Annotated in this window: 13 protein-coding genes; 6 read left to right on the plus strand and 7 right to left on the minus strand. The window is 66.3% G+C overall.

The features are described from left to right. Positions 1-30: 30 nt before the first annotated feature. The 3 genes from HZB53_15600 to ppc form a co-directional block, all read right to left on the minus strand. Positions 31-939 (minus strand): sugar ABC transporter permease, encoded by a 909-nt coding sequence (locus HZB53_15600; GenBank protein ID MBI5879071.1) that lies wholly within the window; start codon positions 937-939, stop codon positions 31-33. A 75-nt stretch (positions 940-1,014) separates the two neighbouring features. Beyond that, complete coding sequence (locus tag HZB53_15605) at positions 1,015-2,457, minus strand: hypothetical protein (GenBank protein MBI5879072.1); 1,443 nt, start codon at positions 2,455-2,457, stop codon at positions 1,015-1,017. Between the two features lie 188 nt (positions 2,458-2,645). After that, positions 2,646-5,387: a phosphoenolpyruvate carboxylase gene (ppc, locus tag HZB53_15610; GenBank protein ID MBI5879073.1), complete on the minus strand. Its 2,742-nt coding sequence runs from the start codon at positions 5,385-5,387 to the stop codon at positions 2,646-2,648. A 220-nt stretch (positions 5,388-5,607) separates the two neighbouring features. On the opposite strand from ppc, the gene HZB53_15615 reads away from it, so the two are divergent. Beyond that, positions 5,608-6,741 carry an aminopeptidase P family protein gene (locus tag HZB53_15615; GenBank protein ID MBI5879074.1) on the plus strand — a complete coding sequence of 378 codons (1,134 nt, stop codon included), beginning with the start codon at positions 5,608-5,610 and terminating at the stop codon, positions 6,739-6,741. 83 nt (positions 6,742-6,824) lie between these two features. On the opposite strand, the gene HZB53_15620 is transcribed toward HZB53_15615, so the two are convergent. Genes HZB53_15620 through HZB53_15635 form a run of 4 tightly spaced genes read right to left on the minus strand, consistent with a single transcriptional unit; the run spans position 6,825 to position 12,065 of the window. After that, entirely contained in the window at positions 6,825-9,398 is a 2,574-nt protein-coding gene (locus HZB53_15620) for an ABC transporter permease (GenBank protein ID MBI5879075.1), read from the minus strand. A gap of 14 nt (positions 9,399-9,412) precedes the next feature. After that, positions 9,413-10,648 (minus strand): efflux RND transporter periplasmic adaptor subunit, encoded by a 1,236-nt coding sequence (locus HZB53_15625; protein ID MBI5879076.1) that lies wholly within the window; start codon positions 10,646-10,648, stop codon positions 9,413-9,415. 14 nt (positions 10,649-10,662) lie between these two features. Continuing rightward, positions 10,663-11,403, minus strand: coding sequence for an ABC transporter ATP-binding protein (locus HZB53_15630; protein MBI5879077.1), 741 nt, complete (start codon positions 11,401-11,403; stop codon positions 10,663-10,665). Positions 11,404-11,444: 41 nt separating this feature from the next. After that, the gene (locus HZB53_15635) at positions 11,445-12,065 is read right to left on the minus strand and encodes a helix-turn-helix transcriptional regulator (protein ID MBI5879078.1); all 621 of its coding nucleotides are present in this window, start codon (positions 12,063-12,065) and stop codon (positions 11,445-11,447) included. 356 nt (positions 12,066-12,421) lie between these two features. Between HZB53_15635 and HZB53_15640 the strand changes: the two genes are divergently transcribed. The 5 genes from HZB53_15640 (at position 12,422) to HZB53_15660 (ending at position 17,989) form a co-directional block, all read left to right on the plus strand. Beyond that, on the plus strand, positions 12,422-13,234 hold the full coding sequence (locus HZB53_15640) for a BtpA/SgcQ family protein (protein MBI5879079.1): 813 nt from the start codon (positions 12,422-12,424) through the stop codon (positions 13,232-13,234). Between the two features lies 1 nt (position 13,235). Continuing rightward, positions 13,236-14,747, plus strand: a complete 1,512-nt coding sequence (locus HZB53_15645) for an FGGY-family carbohydrate kinase (GenBank protein MBI5879080.1) — start codon at positions 13,236-13,238, stop codon at positions 14,745-14,747. A gap of 518 nt (positions 14,748-15,265) precedes the next feature. Beyond that, the gene (locus HZB53_15650; protein ID MBI5879081.1) at positions 15,266-16,960 is read left to right on the plus strand and encodes a formate--tetrahydrofolate ligase; all 1,695 of its coding nucleotides are present in this window, start codon (positions 15,266-15,268) and stop codon (positions 16,958-16,960) included. 152 nt (positions 16,961-17,112) lie between these two features. After that, on the plus strand, positions 17,113-17,442 hold the full coding sequence (locus tag HZB53_15655; protein ID MBI5879082.1) for a hypothetical protein: 330 nt from the start codon (positions 17,113-17,115) through the stop codon (positions 17,440-17,442). Position 17,443: 1 nt separating this feature from the next. After that, on the plus strand, positions 17,444-17,989 hold the full coding sequence (locus HZB53_15660; GenBank protein MBI5879083.1) for a hypothetical protein: 546 nt from the start codon (positions 17,444-17,446) through the stop codon (positions 17,987-17,989). The last annotated feature ends 55 nt before the right edge of the window (positions 17,990-18,044 follow it).

Here is an 18,044-nt window from a genome sequence, read left to right on the forward strand (position 1 = left end):
CCCGGAAATTGCCGACGGTGCGCGGCAGGGCTAATATTCGACGTCCGAGCGCAGGACGCGCATCAGGACGAGGCTGACCACGAGAATCACGGCCAGCACGATAACCGACATGGTGCTGGCGTAGCCCATGTTCTGATAGGTGAATGCCTGCTGGTAGATCAGATAGTTGACGACCTTCGTGGCGTCCTGCGGGCCGCCACGCGTCATCGCGTAGACCGGGATGAAGACCTGGAATGCATTGACGGTCTGCGTAACGACCACGAACAGCATGACCCGCATCAGCAGCGGGATCGTGATCTGCCAGAACATCTGCCATTGGGTGGCGCCGTCAATCTTCGCCGCTTCGTAGTACACGTCCGGAATGCCTTTCATGCCGGCCAGCAGGATGATCATGCTGAAGCCGACATCCTTCCAGATCGTCACGAAGATGACGGTCCCCAGCGCCAGGTTCTTGTCCGACAGGAAGCCGAGCCGCGGCAGGCCGAGCGTCGCGATCAGGCCGTTCACCGGCCCGTTCTGGAAGTGCAGCATCATCGCCCAGACAATGGCGACGACCATCATCGAGGTGACGACCGGCGTAAAGATGGCCGAGCGCACGACCCCCATCAGCCGGCTTTCGCGCTGCACCAGTAGCGCCAGCGCCAGCGCGCACAGGATCTGCAGCGGGACCTTGACGACGGCGTACAAGCCGGTCACAAACATCGAGTTCAGGAACACATCGTCGTTCAGCGCCTGCACATAGTTGTCGAGCCCGCGAAAATCCTGAAACCCGCCCAGCAGACTGTAATCCCACAGGCTGACCCACACCGCCGAAACGATGGGAAAATAGCGGAAGACGACAAAGTTCAGCAGCGCCGGCGCAACAAAAAGGAAGGCGATGATGTAGTTGCGCCGTTTGCGGCTGGAGGCCGATTGCGCGGTCGGGAGAGGCAGAGCCATGGAGGGACTCGTCATAAGGCGGGCCTTGTGAACAGGTGCGCGGGGCGCGCGCGCGCGCGCCCCGCGCACGTCAGACTACTTGTTCCAACCCTTGTAGCGGGCAATCGCCGTTTCGGCGCGCTTGACCGCGGTCTGCATCGCCTGCTGGACATTGGCGCCCGTCGAGATGTCGGTCGCCATTTCCAGGAAGGCCGCAGAGTACTCCTGGTAGCCCGGCGTCTGGATGCGCGGGACGCCAGCCTTTGTGAAGCCCTCGGCCCAGAGCGACTGGCGGCCGCCAGCCTTGTACTCGGCCGTTTCGCTCAGGATCGCAACGTTGGCCGGCAGCTGGCGCAGGTATTTATACCAGATGCGCGCGCCGGTGTCGCTCGACGCGAAGCGTACAAACGCCAACACTTCCTCGAACCGCTTCGTCGTCGCGGCAATGCCGTAGTGCCACGAACCGGTATGGCACATCTGCGTCTTGAAGTACGGGATGCCCGTCACGCCCCACTTGAAGTCGGCGGCGTTCGGATAAAGGCGGTTCAGCACGCCGATGCGGTTGTCGGGCGTGATCATGAACGCGGCCTTCTTCGTCTCGAAGATCTGCGGGATTGCCTCGACCGGCGTGACCTTGTACTTCTGGGTCAGGTCCTGCCAGAACTGCATCGCCTTGATCGAGTCAGGATCGTCGAGGTAACCTTTCAACGTCACGCCGTCGTCGGCAATGCCCTTGTAGGCGTTGCTGCCCGGCGCGCCGGCCGAGCGGCGCCAGATGCCGGTCTCGTAATCGCTGTACGCAGTGCCCTGGCCGAGGCGCACGCCCCACTGATCCGGGACGCCGTCGCCATTGGTGTCCTTGGTCGCCTTCTGCCAGTTCGGCAGCGCCTGCTCGAACGTCCAGGAATCGGCCAGAGCGGTCGGCGGCTTGATGCCGGCTGCGTCGATCATGTCCTGGTTGTACATCAACATCGAGCAGGACTGCATGATCGGCGGGCCGTACAGTTCGCCGCGGAACGAGCCTTCCTCCAGCGACTGCGGCGCCCACTGCTTTTTCTCGGCGTCGCTGAAGTACTTGCCCAGCGGCGTGAGCACGCGGTTGAACGCGTAGTGCTTCATGACCGGGCCGTCCGCAAACACCAGGTCCATCTCGGCGCCCACGGCCACATTCGTCAGGATCTTCGGGAACAATTCGACGAACGGCGCCGCGTCAAACGCGATGTCGACATACGACCACTTGCCGTTCTCGCTCTTCTGGAACTCGGCGAGAATTTCCTTGAACGCGGCCAACTGCGTGTCGTCGTTCTGGGTGACGAACTTCAAGGTCACCTTCGCCTTGGGAGCGGCCGTCGGCGCCGTGGTCGGCGCGGCCGGGGCCGTCGTCGCGGCGGCCGGCGCCGCCGTGGTGGGCGCAGCCGCGGCTTTGGTCGGCGTGGCGGCAGGCGCGGCCGTTGGCGTTGGGGTGGCGCCCGGCGCGCAGGCGGCCACCATCACCAGAGTCGCCAGCACGGCCAACAATAGAGAGTACGTGTGTTTCAAACCTCCTCCTTTCACTGGTACAACGTGGGCATTCGCTTATGATGCCTGTGCATCATAGCGCGATTATAGCATCCCCGAATTGGGCGTGTCAATCGCCAATGGCCCGGCCGCCGCGCGGCACGGATGCTGTGCCAGAGACAGGGCCGTTCCGGCTTCCGCGCAACCGGCGCGGCGGCATGCGGGTCGCATCAACCGGTATTGCGCAGCCCGGCGGCCACGCCGTTGATCGTCAGCACGATCACCTCGCGAATCGCGTCGGCTTCCGGGCTTTCGGGATCCGCCAGCGCACGTAGGCGGCGCAGCATCTCGACCTGAATGTAATTCAGTGGATCGACGTACGGGTTGCGCAGGTGCACCGAGCGCTGCACGACCGGCTCGTCCTGCATCAACTCCGCGTGGCGGCTGACGGCCAGCACCGCTTGCCGCGCGCGGTCATACTCCGCGCGAATGCGCTCCAGCGTGCGGGCGGCGGCCCCGGCGTCCGGCGCCAGCGCGGTGTACAGCGCGGCAATACCCATGTCGGCTTTCAGCAGCGACATCTCGGCATTGTCGATCAGCGCGCGGAAGAACAGCCAGCGGTCGTACATGTCGTGCAGCGCCGGCAGTCCGCCGTCGTCCGTGTGCGCCTGCAGCGCCGTCCCCAGCCCGTACCAGCCCGGCAGGTTGAAGCGGCTCTGCATCCATGAGAACACCCACGGGATCGCGCGAATCTGCGCGACCTGCAACTCGCCCGCGCGGCGCGCCACCGGCCGCGAGCCGATGCGCAGGCGGCTGATCTCGTCGAGCGGCGTGGCCTGCCGCCAGAACGCCAGGAACTCCGGCGTCTCGAACACCAGTGCGCGATACGTATCGCGCGCGGTGGCGGCCATGCCGGCCATCGCAGCGCGCCAGCCATCGTCCGGCGGCGCGCCGTCTCCGGCGCTGGCCAGCAGCACCGCGCTCGTGATCTGCTCCAGGTGCCGGTGCGCGAGCTCCGCATTGGCATAGCGCGCGGAGATCGTTTCGCCCTGCTCGGTCATGCGCAGGCGGCCATCGACCGTGCCGGGCGGCTGCGCGCGGATGGCGCGGTTGGCCGGGCCGCCGCCGCGCGCCGCCGTGCCGCCGCGCCCGTGGAACAGCGTGAACTTGACGCCATGGAGCCGGCACACGCACGCGATCTGCGCTTGCGCCTCGTAGAGCGCCCAATTGGCGGCCAGGTAGCCGCCATCTTTGTTGCTGTCCGAGTAGCCGATCATGATGACCTGCTCGTTGTCGCACGCCGCGAGGTGGGCGCGGTACGCGTCGAGCGCGAACAGGTCGGATAGAATGCGCGGGGCCGCTTCCAGGTCGGCCAGCGTCTCGAACAGTGGCACGATGCGCAGTCCGTCCGCGCAGCCGGCCCACTGCGCCAGCAGCAGCACCGTCAGTATGTCGGCGGCGCTGTGCGTCATCGAGATGATGAACGGGCCGAACATATCGCGGCCATACACGTCGCGCGCGCGCTGGATCAGGCGGAACAACGCCCAGGTCTCCACGGTCGCGCTGGTGACGCCGAGTCGCGGCGCGAGGCCGGCGGGCGGCGGCACGGCCAGCCAGCCGGTCAGCCGCCGGGTGCGCGTGTCGCCGTCGGCGGCGTCAAACTGCATATCCAGGTTCAGCGCGCGCAGGATCTCCGCCAGCGCGGCCGTCAGACGGCTCGACTCTTCGCGGATGTCGAGCCGCGCGGCATGCAGTCCGAAGATCGCGAGTTGCTGGCGCAGCAGTTGTAGATCGGGATCGTGCAGCGCGGGCGGTAGCGCGGTCGCGATGGCGTCCAGTGTGTGTCGCAGGTCGTCGTCACTGATGCGCGCGCGGTGCGGGCGGTCGTCATGCAGGCGCGCCGGCATATCATCGTGCGACGCATCGGCGAGATCGTTGGCCAGCAGCGCCAGCACCAGACGGTACGGCTCGTTGACGTAGCGCGCTTCAAGGAAGGCGGCATGCGGGGGCAGCGGCCGGCGGTTCGACAGCCACGACTGCACGGCGGGCGGCGGCGGCACCCGGCGCACGTTCATGCTGAGACGGCGCGACAGCTCCTGCAGCGCGCGGCGATGCCGCTCGACGGCCAGCCCGCGATGCAGGCGCAGCGTTTCGGCGGTGACGTGCGTGGTGACGTTCGGGTTGCCGTCGCGGTCGCCGCCGATCCATGAGGCGAGTGTGAGCCAGCGCGCGGGCGGCGGCACGCCCGGATAATGTTCCGCCAGCGCGCGTGCCAGGTCGTCGTGCATGCGCGGCAGCGCTTGCCAGAACACGTTATCCACAAAGTAGAGCCCGGTGCGCGCCTCGTCGGTCACGGCCGGGCGGTTGGTGCGCGCGCGGTCGGTCAGCCACAACTCGGTGATCTCGGCGTGCAAAGCGTTCTGCTGCGCGGCACGCTCGCGCGGGGCGGGCTCGGCGCGGTACAGGTCGCGCAGGATACCGCCGATGCGCTGCAGCTTGGAGAGGATCGTGCGCCGCTTGGCCTCGGTCGGGTGCGCCGTCAACACCAGTTCGATCTGCAGCCGCTCAACGAGCGCGGCGATCTGCTCCGCGCTGGTTCCACGCGCCTTGAGCGCAGCGATCGTCTCGGCCAGCGATTCCGATGCGGGCGCGGGGTACCGCTCGCGCTCGCGTGTTTCGAGCGAATGCACGCGCTGCGCTTCCTCGGCCAGGTTCACCAGATCAAAGTACAGCGCGAATGCTGACGCCACGGCGCGCGCGGCATCGACGTCGAGCGCTCGCACGGCAGCCGCTAGCCGCTCGTGCGCCGCGCGCTGCCCGGTTTCGTCGCCGCGCAGTTCCGCGTCGCGCCGCGCCTTCGCCAGCGCACGTATCCCTTCCTCCGCCTCAAAGAGCGCGGGCGATTCCTGTTCGCTCAGCACCTGCCCGAGCAGTTCGCCGAGCAGGTGGATGGATGCCGAAAGATCGAGCATGCAGCGCGGACCCTCCCTGGTCTTGATCTCGCGGATGCTATGTTACCACGAAGAATAGTGAACGGTGAACCGTCAACCGTGAACAGTTAGCGGTGAACCGTCGCGGCGCCCTGAGCCTGTCGAAGGGCACGACCGTTCACTTTTCACCGTTCACGGTTGACTGTCATCACCAGTCGGGACTACAATCACGCCGCTAACCTACGCCACAAGGAGCTACCCCATGCTGAACCCCGTCGAAGGCCAACGCCGCGCGCAGGCGCTGGCCGCGCAGGTCGCCGCGTCGGTCGATGCGGTGCTCTGCACCGCGCCCGAGAACATCTACTTCTTCAGCGGTTTCCGCACCATGCTCTACACCCGTTTCAGCGGCGTGATCGTGCGCATGGATCGCCCGGCCGAGCCGGCGCTGATCGTGTCGAGCATCGACCGGCTGCTGATCCAGCAGCGCGTCTGGTCGCCGCCCTGGGTAACGACCGTCGCCTATCACGGCACCGAGCCGCTGCCCGATGTCGCGGCGACACCTTCTGCCGCGCTCGCACCGCACATGGCCGGCGTGCGCCGCCTCGGCGTGGACTCGCTGAAGCTGACCGATCTGGACGAGGTGAAGGCCGCTGCGCCCGGCGTTGAGATCGTGCCGCTGAACAGTGCGATCGAGGGATTGAAGGAGCTTAAGGGGCCGGATGAGATCGGCTGGATGCGCCGGGCGAATGCGCTGGCCGTGCGCGGCATCGAAACCGCGCGCGACATGCTGAACGCCGGGCCTGTCACCGAACTGGAGCTCGCCGTGCGGCTAGAGTCCGAAGCGCGGCTCGGCGGCGCGGACGGCTTCGGCTACCCGACGCTCGTCTCGTTCGGCGCGAAGATGGGCGCGGCGCACTCGCCGGCCCTGCCGCGCAAGGTCGAGGCGAGCCAGCCGCTGCGCATCGCGTTCGGACCGGCCGTCGAAGGCTACACCGCCGACATCGTGCGCACGTTCTGTCTGGGCGAGCCGCCCGCGCTGCTCACGCGCCTGCAGGACGGCTTCCGCGAGGCGCAGGACGCCTGTTTCAATCTGCTGCGCGACGGCGCGCGCGTGCCGGATATGATGGCGGCCGTGCGCGCGGTGTACGCGAAGCGCGACCTGCTGTCATACTGGCGCAACAACATCGGGCACGGCCTGGGTTTGACGATCCACGAGCCGCCGCGCATCGGCGGCACGTCGAAAGCCGTGCTGGCGACGAACATGGTCGTCGCGATCGAGCCGAGCCTGACCGCGCCCGGCTTCGGCGGCTACTCGCACTGCGATGTCCTGCTCGTCACGCCGAACGGCGCCGACCTGCTGACACCCGGCTTCACCGGCATAGTGAGAGCGGGGTAAGTGAATCGTGAGCAGTAAACAGTGAACAGTGAACAGTCGAGATTTCCAACTGTTCACTGTTCACTGTTCACGGTTGACTGTCGTTACTCGTATCGCAGCGCCTTGATGATCTCCATGCGCGAGGCCTGGCGCGCCGGGAGCAACGCGGCCAGCACGCCAAAGATCAGCCCGGCGGCCGTTGCCGCCAGCACGCCCGCCAGCGGGAACGAGTACTCCATGCGGAAGATGCCGGCCGCGCCGATGCCCTGCACCAGCACGTAGCTCAGGTACAGCCCGCCCAGCAGGCCGAGCGCCGTGCCGATCGCCGAGAGCAGCAGCGCTTCGGCCACGATCATATTCCAGACCTGCCGCCGCGCCGCGCCGATGGCGCGCAGCATGCCGATCTCGCGTGTGCGCTCGATTACGCCGATCACCAGCGTGTTCAGGATCGCGATCAGCGACGGCAGCGACAGGACGGCCAGCATCAGGTAGACGCCGGCGAAGACCGCGTCGAACTGCTTGCTGAACTCGTCGAGGTACTGCCGCGTGGCGATGAAGCGGAACTGCGGGTAGTCGGACACGATCGTGCGCAGGCGCGACTCGACCGCTGCTGCGTCCGCGCCCTGCGCCAGGTTGAGCTGGACGAAGACATCCTCGCTCTTGTTGAAATCGGCCTTCAAGTTCACTTGCGAAATGTAGACCGTGCTGATCTTGGCCATCAGCACATCGCCGCCGACCGCGACCACGCGATAATCCTTCTGCCCCTGCGGCGTGGACAGTATGATCACGTCGCCCGGTTTCGTGCCGGTCGTCGCCGCCAGGATGCCGTTCATGATCATCACGCGCTCCGTGCTGCCGAGCGCGGTGTACGCCTCGTTGGCGTTGCCCTTCTGGAAGTCCATGCCGGAGATTTCGCGGTAGGTCGGCGGGTCGATGCCGAGCACCGTAATCTGGGATTCGCCGCTGCCGCCCTTGACGCTGACGGTCGGGATCGCTGATTGCGCGTAGCGCAATGTCGTGACGGTGCCGACGCCGGAGACGGAGCGCAGCTTGTTGGTCAGGCTCTGCCCGGCGCCGATGTCGCCCTCCCAGATGCTGACGGCGGGCGGCACCAGCAGGTAATCGCTGCCCATCGACTTCTGGAACATGCCGAGCAGGCTGTCGTTCATGCTCCACATCATCCCGCCGGCGCCGACAACGATCGCCAGGCCGATCATCGTCGCGCTGGCCGTGATGGCCGAGCGCGACGGCTGGCGGGTGATGTTACCCTGCGCCAGCCCGCCGGTGCCTGAGCGCGCGAACGCCAGCGCCAACAGCACGCTGAACGCGCTGGCAAACGGCTTGACGAGCACCGGCGCGACGAGCACCAATCCGGCCAGGAAGGCCAATCCGCCCAGCGCCACCAGCGCGAACTGTCCGCTGAACAGGCCGCCCAGCGCGCCCACGATCAGCAGCGCGCCGACCACGGCGCCCGCGCGACTGATGCGCTGGAACGCCTCGCTTGCCGATGGACGCAGCACCTCGATCGGCGTGACGCGGCTGGCGCTGACGGCCGGCAGCAGCCCGGCCACGATCGTGACGCCGACGCCGAGCGCGATCGAGACCGCCAGCAGCAGCGGGTCGATGCTGGGCTGGCTGATCTGGATGCTGAGTACCGAGCGGTACATTTGAGACATCAGGTTGCTTCCGCCGTAGGCCAACAGGTAGCCCATGACGAGGCCGAGCGCCGTGCCGACGATGCCCTGCACCACGCCTTCCGCCAGGATCAGCCCGATGATCGTGCCGCGGCTGGCGCCGAGCGCGCGCAGCATGCCGATATCATGCCGCCGCTCCGTCACGATCGTGCGGAAAGTGTTGAAGATGATGAACCCGCTCATGAACAGCGTCAGCACGCCGAGCATATTGAAGACCGACTGCGCCGCGCTGATGCTGGCAAACATCTGCGACTCGTCAGACAGCGCATTCAACCGGTAGTTGCTGCCCAGTTCTGTCTTGATGCGCTGGACGGCCGCGTCGCGCTGCGTGCTGTCGCCCGTCGCCAGGTTGGCTTCGATGGTGTTGAGCAGGCCGCCCATGTCGAGCAGTTTCTGCGCCTCGGCCAGCGACAGCAGCACCTCTTCGTTGCCGAGCAGGGCGCGGCCCGGCAGCAGGCCGACGATCGTCAACTTCGCCACGCCGTCGATCGCCGGGATACGCAGCGTGTCGCCGAGCTTCAGGTGCAGCGTGTCGGCCAGGCTGGCGGTGATGACGACCACGTCGGAATCGCCCGCCTTGAAGAAGCGTCCTTCGCTGATGTGGTAGTCGCGCACAGTGGGCCCGGCAACCGGGTCGACGCCGACCAGCATCAGCGACGGCACGTCCACATCGCGGCCATAGAAGTTCGCCGGGACGTTCATCGTCCGCTCAATCGAGCCGGCCGCGGCGCGCACGCCCTCGACGTTCTTGACCCGGTTCAGGACGCTGGTCGAGAACGAGCCCTTCGTTTTCTGCGTCACGGTCACGTCGATCTGGCCGGAGGCGGACTGTGCGCTCTTTTTGAACGCGTCCAGCGCGGTCGGCAGCAGGCTGCCCATGCCGAACATGACCATGACGCCGATGACGATCGACAGCGTCGTGAGCAAGGCGCGCAGCTTGCGGCCGCTCAGGTACTTTATGGCGAGCGAAAGTTGGAATGGCATAGTCGGATCCTGATCTAGGGCTGCGGCTCGATGGCCGCCTTGGCCGTCATGTTCCAGCGCATGCGCGCGTCCGGCTTGTCGAGTGCGATGATCGCCGTGTAGACGATGTCGCCCTGGCGCGTTTCGCCGTAGGCGCGGATGCGGCCCACCTTGCCGGACAGCGCCGCGCCGGGCAGCGCATCGAACGTCAGCGCGACGGGCGCGCCTTCACGCACGCTGGCAATGTTCAACTCGGTCAGATCGCTCGTCTCGATCTGCCACGCGGACAGGTCGGCCAGGCGCACGGCAAAGCCGCCCACCGGCACCGCCTCGCCCGCCTTCACGTTGAGCGTCACGACGCTGCCCGCGAATGGCGCGCGCAGTTCCGTGTCGGCGAGGGCGAACTTCGCCTGGTCGAGCGCGGCCTGCGCAGCCGCGGCATCCGTGTCGAGATTTTTCAGCGCCGCGGACGCCGCGGCGACGTCGGCGTCCGCCGCCGCGATCTGCTCGGTGCGCGGGCCGGCCTCGGCCTGCGCCTGAACCGTTTGCGCCTGTGTCGCGCGCTCCTGCGCCGCTTGGAGGTCGGTCGCGCGCGGGCCCTGCGACAACTGCGCGAAGACCGTCTGCGCCAGATTGTAGTCGATCGTCGTCTGTTCGAGTCGCAGCGCCTCCGGGCCGATGTTGCCGAACGGCGCGTCCTTCACCCGGTCGTACGCGAACTGCGCCTGCTGCACCGCGCGCGCCGCTTTCTCGACGTCGGCTTTCGCCCTGGCAAGCGCAATCGGATCGCTGGTGCTCTGCACGCGCGCCAGTTCGGCACGCGCCACGGCCACACCCTGGCGCGCCACGGCAATATCCTCGGCGCGCGGGCCGGCTTTCAGCAGCGCCAGCGCGGCCTGTGCTTTGGACAGCACGGCGTTGGCGCCGGCGCGCGCGCCAATCACCCGCGCCAACGCCGCATCAGCCTGGGCAACGGCGGCCTGCTGCCGCTTTGATTCCAGGCGCAGCAGCGCCTGTCCGGCGCTGACCTTGTCACCCTCGGCGACCAGCACCTCGGCCACGACGCCGGTCGTGCTCAGCGCCAGATCGGCGCGACGGACCGGCACTACGCGCCCTTCCACGATGACCCGGTCACCGACCGGCCGGCCGCCAACCTGCGCGGCGGCAGTCGGCGTCGGCTTGACCGGCACCGCCTGCGTGTCGGTACACGCGGCAACAGCCAGCATCAGCCCGAGGCCGAGCAGTGCGCCAACTAATGTGCGTGTTCGCATGGCTCACCTCTCCGTTACGCGTTCGCCTTCATCTCGCCGGCGATCATTTCCTGCCGCCCGGCCTGCGGGGTGGTCAGGTGCGTGTCGTTCACCAGCTTGCCATCTTTCAGGAAGATGATCCGGTCGGCGTAGGCGGCGATGCGCGGGTCGTGCGTGACCATCAGCACGGCGCGGCCCCACTCCTTGGCGACCTGCTGCAGCAGCCCGGCGATCTCGTCGGCGGAGCGCGTATCCAGGTTGCCGGTCGGCTCATCAGCTAGCACCAGTTTGGGGTCGGTGATCAGCGCGCGCGCAATCGCCACGCGCTGCTGTTGCCCGGCTGACAACTGGTCTGGCCGGTTGGCCAGCCGCGCGCCGAGGCCGACCTTGGTCAGCCACTCGGCCGCCTTCTGCTTCGACTCCGCGGGCGACTTGCCATCGAGCAGCAGCGGCAGGGATGCGTTGTCCACCGCATCGAGGATCGGGATCAGGTTGAAGAACTGAAAGACGAAACCGATCTTGCGCCGCCGCAGCGCGGTTAGCGCGTCGTCGGACATCGACGACAGCGAACTGCCATCGATGTTGACATGGCCCTCGCTCGGGCGGTCGAGTCCGCCGAGCAGGTGCAGCAGCGTCGACTTGCCGCAGCCGCTTGGCCCCATGACAGCGACGAACTCGCCGCCTTCCACGCTAATGCTCACGTGGTCGAGCGCGATGACCTGCGCCTCATCCTTGCCGTATATCTTGGTCAAGTTCTCAGTCTGAATCAGTGGCACACTGGCCTCCGGTGGTTATGGTTCCGTACTTACTCTAAACGTCAGCGCCTGTGGGGCGCCGTTATCGCGGGTTTGGCGTTTGTAATCTGCTTCCTGGGCCGCCCGCGCGGCTTTACATCCGGCTCGGGCAGCGGCTGCTGCCGGATCTCGTCCAGGCGCGCTTCGGCCAGATCGAGCCAGCGCAGATCGGCTTCGAGGTGCATCGCCGCTTTTTCCAACAGCATCAGCCGCGCCAACTCGGCGGCTGGATCGACGCGTGTGCGCTGCGCGGTGATCGCGTGCAGTTGACGATACAAATGTCCGCGCTGCGCATTGATCAACTGGCTCGGGTCGGCCGCGCCGGTGACCAGCCCGAGCATCAATTTAATATAGAACTCGTCACGCTGGTGCTCTGGCGCGACGCTGGCGTCGAACCACTCGCGCAACGCCTCGTACCCGGCCGGCGTGATCGCGTAGATGCGCTTCTCAGGCCCGCCGTCCTGTTCGACTGACTGCTCGGCCACGAGGCCGAGCTTCTCCATGCGCCCGAGCGTGGTGTAGATCTGCGCTGGTTTGACGTCCCAGTTCTCTTTGCCGACGACCGCCTCGAAGGCGGCGCGCAGTTCGTACCCGTGGCGCGGCCGCCCAGCAAGCAGACCAAGGACGGCGTGACGAACAGACAACGCGAAATCTCCTCGGTAATTGGCAAATAGGCTACAAGTTACTAGATTACGATAAATATATATCACGAGTTACTAGTTTTGTCAATGACCTGTTTTGTATCTCACTGGAGAAGTCTCTATACTGGTCAATGCTTCGGAGTCGATTATGCCGACCCTGCAACGGATAGCAGAATCATTCGACACCTCAAAGTATTGCGCCACGCAGGATGTAGGGACAGGTCTCTGACCTGTCCGCCGACGGAACAAAGACCTGCCCCTACACGAGTGAGACAGGCGCGCGAGTAGTCCAGTAATTCTGAAAAACCGCTTCAAGACACGCTGCATATGCCTGCGGTTCTAATTTCCCTACTACCACTATGACCACCACACTCTTGAACCAGTTGTTCCCCGTCGCCAAACCGATCATCGCCATGGCGCACTTCCCGCCGCTGCCGGGGACGCCGCTCTACAATCCCCGACTGGGCGTCGATGGCATGCTCAAGAGCATGCGCGACGATATTGACAAACTGGTCGCGGGCGGCGTCGATGGCATTCTGTTCTGCAACGAGGGCGACCGTCCGTACGCCCTGCACGCCGACTTTGAGGCCGTGGCGGTGATGACGCGCGTCATCACCGAGCTCGCCCCGCGCGGCCGACCGTTTGGCGTCGACTTTTTGTGGGACGCCAAAGCGCCACTGGCCGTGGCCAAGGCAACCGGCGCCAGTTTCGTCCGCGAGGTGTTTACAGGCGTATACGAGAGTGACATGGGGTTGTGGCAGCCCGACGCCGCGACGATGCTGCGCTACCGCCACAACATCGACGCCGACGACGTGCGCGTCTTCTACAACGTCACGCCGGAGTTCGCCTCGCCGCTTGGCACGCGCAGCATCGGGCAGCGCGCGCGCAGCGCCGTCGTCTCGTCGCTGGCCGATGCCATTCTGGTCTCCGGTCCGATGGCCGGCAGCGAGCCGGATATCTCCTGGCTGCGCGAGGCCAAGGCGGCCGTTGGCGACAGCGTGCCGGTCCTGCTCAACACCGGCGCGAAGGCCGAAAACATCCGCGAGTTCCTCACGGTCGCCGACGGTGTGATTGTCGGCTCGTATCTGAAGGTGGACGGCTACACCTGGAACCCGGTTGACGCCGCGCGCGTCGCAAAGTTCGTCGCCGCCGTGAAGGAAGTCCGGGGTTAGCGTGCCGGCCTATCTGCTCGGGATCGACGTCGGCACGACCGCGACCAAGATGATTCTGGTCAACGACGGCGGCCGCATCGTCGCCGAGACATCGCGGCCGTCGGCGCTCACCGCGCCGCAGAGCACCTGGGCCGAAGAAGACCCGGCACAGTGGTGGGACAATGTGTGCATGCTGGTACCCGTGGTGCTGAGCCAGGCCGGGGTCAAGCCCACCGACGTCGCCGCGATCGGCGCCTGCGGGATGGTCCCCGCGCTGGTGTTGCTCGACGCGGGCGGCGCGGTGCTGCGGCCGGCGATCATGCAGAGCGATGCGCGCGCGGTCGACGAGATCGCGGCGCAGCGGCGGCAGACCGACGAAGCCGATATCCTGGCGCGCACCGGCAGCCCGATCACCCAGCAGAGCATCGGCCCTAAGCTGGCCTGGCTGCGCAAGCACGAGCCGGACGTGATGCGCCGCGCGGCGCGACTGATGGGCTCGTACGAGTACATCACCAGCCGCCTGACCGGGATATACACGGTCGAGCGCAACTGGGCGCTGGAAAGCGGACTGTTTGACCTGCACAAAGAGGACTGGGGCGACCGCCTGCTGCGGCTGGCCGGCATCGAGCGCGCGTGGCTGGGCGACGTCCACTGGCCGGCCGATGTGATTGGAACGGTGACCCGCGACGCGGCCCGCGCCACCGGGCTGGCGGAAGGCACGCCGGTGGTGACCGGCAGCGCCGACCACGTCGCCTCGGCATTTTCGGCTGGCCTGCGTCAGCAGGGCGATCTGCTGGTCAAGCTGGGCGGCTCGGGCGATGTGCTGTTCACGCTCGACCACGCCGAGACCGACCCCCGGCTGTACCTGGATTACCACGTCATCCCCGGCAAGTTCATTCTCAATGGCTGCATGGCCTCCAGCGGCAGCCTCATCCGCTGGTTCCGCGACACGTTCGCGCCGGGCGCCGATTACGCGCAGTTGGACGCCGAGGCCGCATCGCTTCCGGCCGGTGCCGACGGGCTGATACTCCTGCCGTACTTTCTCGGTGAGAAGACGCCGCTCAACGACCCGCTGGCGCGCGGCACACTGGTCGGCCTGACGCTGTCGCACACGCGCGCGCACGTCTTCCGCGCCGTGCTCGAAGGCATCTCGTTCGGGTTCCAGCATCACATGGACGTGCTGGCGGAGCACAATTACCGACCCGCGCGCGGGCGGCTGACGAACGGCGGGGCGCATTCGGCGCTCTGGCGGCAGATCACCTCCGACGTGCTGGGCCTGCCGCTCGAAGCGATCGCGCATCATCCCGGCTCGTCGCTGGGCGCCGCGTTCGTGGCCGGCAAGGGCGTCGGCGTGTTCGCCGACTGGGGCGACATCGAGCGGTGCATCGAGGTCAGCAGCGTGACGCAGCCGAACATGCGGAACCACGAACGCTATCGCGTGCTGTTCCCGCTCTACCGCGAGATCTACGAGAAACTGAGGGACACATATCCCGCGCTCGTCCGTATCACCGCGCAGGGCGCGTCCGCGACTTGAGATCGGACAGATTCCCGATAAATCAAACTGATTCATTCGCTTCATGTCCTGGGTTGTCATGCTGAGAAGGCCCATGCCCGCACTGGGCGTGCGGCGCTGCATGACGTTTGTTGTAGGGGCCGGGCTTGCCCCGGCCCAGCACCGGGCGACCGCAAGGGTCGCCCCTACGAGCAATATCGCGAACGTCATGCGCAGCGCATTCGCGCTTCATCCTGTGCCCGCGCTTTCAGCACGGAGCATGGCGTACGCCGCGCTGCACAGGACATGCATGACAACCGGTTTCGTCTCCGGCAATCGCTCGCATACGGAAACCAGGAAAATTCTCGTTGACACCCGGCATCGGGGGTGCTACAATCGACTTGAAATCTGCCGATGTGCTTGAAACGATGTCTACCCTGCAACCGAGTATGAATGGCGCCCCTCACGCTCTGCGTGCCGCGGGCGCTTTTTAATTTCCCGCCGCGCCCACCCCCGCTGCTTCGCTGGAGCGCGCGCGGAACATCCACAGAGGTGATGGTATGCTTTCCGATCTCGAAATTGCGCAAGCCGCAACGCTCAAACCGGTGCTCGATATCGCCCGCCCGTACGGGCTGACCGAGTGCGACCTCGACATGTACGGCCCGTACAAGGCCAAGGTGCACCTCGACGTGCTCAAGCGGCTCGGCGACCGCCCGCAGGGCAAATACATCGACGTGACGGCGATCACGCCGACGCCGCTCGGCGAGGGCAAGACGGTCACGACAATCGGCCTCTCGCAGGCGCTGCACCATATCGGCAAGAAGGTCGCCACCTGCATCCGCCAGCCGTCGATGGGCCCCACGTTCGGCATCAAGGGCGGCGCGGCCGGCGGCGGATACTCGCAGGTCGTGCCGATGGAGGAGTTCAACCTGCACCTGACCGGCGACATTCACGCCGTCTCAATCGCGCACAACCTGCTGGCCGCGGCGATCGACAACCATATCTACCACGGCAACGCGCTCGAGATCGACACGCACGGCATCACCTGGAACCGCGTGGTCGACCTGAACGACCGCGCCCTGCGCAGCGTGATCGTCGGGCTGGGCGGCAAGGCGAACGGCCGCCCGCGCGAGTCAGGCTACGATATCGCCGTGGCGTCGGAGGTCATGGCGGTGCTGGCGCTCTCGACCAGCCTGCAAGACCTGCGCCAGCGGCTCGGCCGTATCGTGATCGGCACGACCAGCAAGGGCAAGGCCGTGACCGCCGAGGACCTCAAGGTCGCCGGCGCGATGACCGTGCTGTTGAAAGACGCGCTGATGCCGAACATCCTGCAGACGCTGGAAGGCAACCTCGCCTTCGTGCACTGCGGCCCGTTCGCCAACATCGCGCACGGCAACAACTCGATCATCTCCGACCAGATCGCGCTCAAGCTGGCCGACTACGTCGTGACCGAGTCGGGCTTCGGCGCGGACATGGGCATGGAAAAGTTCATGGACATCAAGTGTCGCTATTCCGGCCTGGTGCCGAGCGTGGTGGTCGTGGTCGCGACCTTGCGGGCGCTGAAGATGCACGGCGGCGCGGGGCGGGTGGTGGCCGGCAAGGCGCTGCCGAAGGAGATCGCGGCGGAGAACCTGCCCGCGCTCGAGAAGGGCATCACGAACCTGCAGAAGCAGATCGAGAACGCGCGGCTGTTCGGCGTGCCGTGCGTGGTCGCGGTCAATCAATTCACTGGAGACAGCGACCGCGAGATCGCGTTCGTCGAGAAGGTCGCGCGCGACGCGGGCGCCGAGGGCGCGTACATGTCGGACGTGCACGCCAACGGCGGCGCGGGTGGCAAGGAGCTGGCCGAGGCGGTCGTCAAGGCCGCCGACAAGCCGTCGCAATTCAACTACCTGTACCCGCTCGACCTGCCGATCAAGGACAAGATCGAGATCATCGCGACGAAGATCTACGGCGCGAGCGGCGTGGAGTACCAGCCCGACGCCGAGAAGAAGATCAAGCTGTACAACGAGCTCGGCTTCGACAAGCTGCCGATCTGCATGGCCAAGACGCACCTGTCGCTCTCGCACGACCCGAATCTGAAGGGCGCGCCGAAAGGCTTCAAGCTGCCGATCCGCGACATCCGCGCCTCGGTCGGCGCCGGGTTCCTGTACCCGCTGTGCGGCGAGATGATGACGATGCCCGGCCTGCCGAGCGAGCCGGCGTTCCAAAAGGTCGATATCGACGCCAACGGCAAGATCGTCGGCATCTTCTAAACCACCTTCAACACCAAGTCACCAAGACACAAAGGAAACCAGGCTTGTTATTCTTGGTGCCTTTGTGTCTTGGTGTTGTCTTATTGCTGCCCGGCGTGCCGCCGCGTGCTCTGCTATAATGGCGGCATGTCACGTTGTTATGAGTATTCCTCATGCGCCACCTGATTCGCCGCTTCTGGTGGGTTCCCGTCCTCAGCGTCCTGCTCGCCGCGTGCGGCCCGTTTGCGGGCGCGCCCAAATGCGTGGCGCGCGCGGATGACCCGGGCGGCTATCTGCTCAAGATCTGCAACTACGTCGTCGACAACAAGCTCGACATCTCGCCGGGGACGCCTGAAACGCTGGCGATTCGCGAGATCGGCAAGGCGACGTACCAGGGTGGCGAGGTGATTGTGATATATCTGGCGTGCTGCTATATGGGCGACCGCGCGTTCATCGACCCGCAGAGCGGCGCGGTGGTCGGCTATTCGCTCGGAGCGAAATGAGATGATCGCTCCCGATCATGCGCTCGCGTTTCCCGTCGCGCCGGTGCTGTCGGCATACTGGGTGCAGCCCGGCTTGCTGGCGGGCGCGTACCCGGCCGCGCGCCATAACACGCCGCTGTCGGTCGAGCGGATTGAGCGGTTGCTTGCGGCGGGCGTGCGCACGTTCCTGGATCTGACCGAAGCGCTGGAGCGCGACCCATATCTGTACCTCATCGAGGCGGCAGCCGCCGCGCACGGATTGGCCGTGCGTCACGAGCGACTGCCCATGCGCGATTACCAGGCGCCGTCGCTTGACGAGATGCGGTGCATCCTTGACCAGCTCGACTCAGCGCTGGCCGGCGGTGATACGGTGTACTTGCACTGCTGGGGCGGCATCGGTCGCACCGGCACCGTCGTGGGCTGCCGCTTGGCGCGACACGGGATGCCCGGCGCGGCGGCGCTGCGCGAAGTGATGCGCCTGCGCCGCAACGCGCTGTGCGGCGAGATGTCATCGCCGGATACGCCCGAACAGCGGCAGTTTGTGTTGGAGTGGCCGACGGGAATGTAGGGGCGACCCTGCGTGGTCGCTCGTGGGCAGGGGCAAGCCCTGCCCCTGCCAAAAT

The organism is Chloroflexota bacterium (assembly GCA_016235055.1).
Taxonomy (GTDB): domain Bacteria; phylum Chloroflexota; class Anaerolineae; order JACRMK01; family JACRMK01; genus JACRMK01.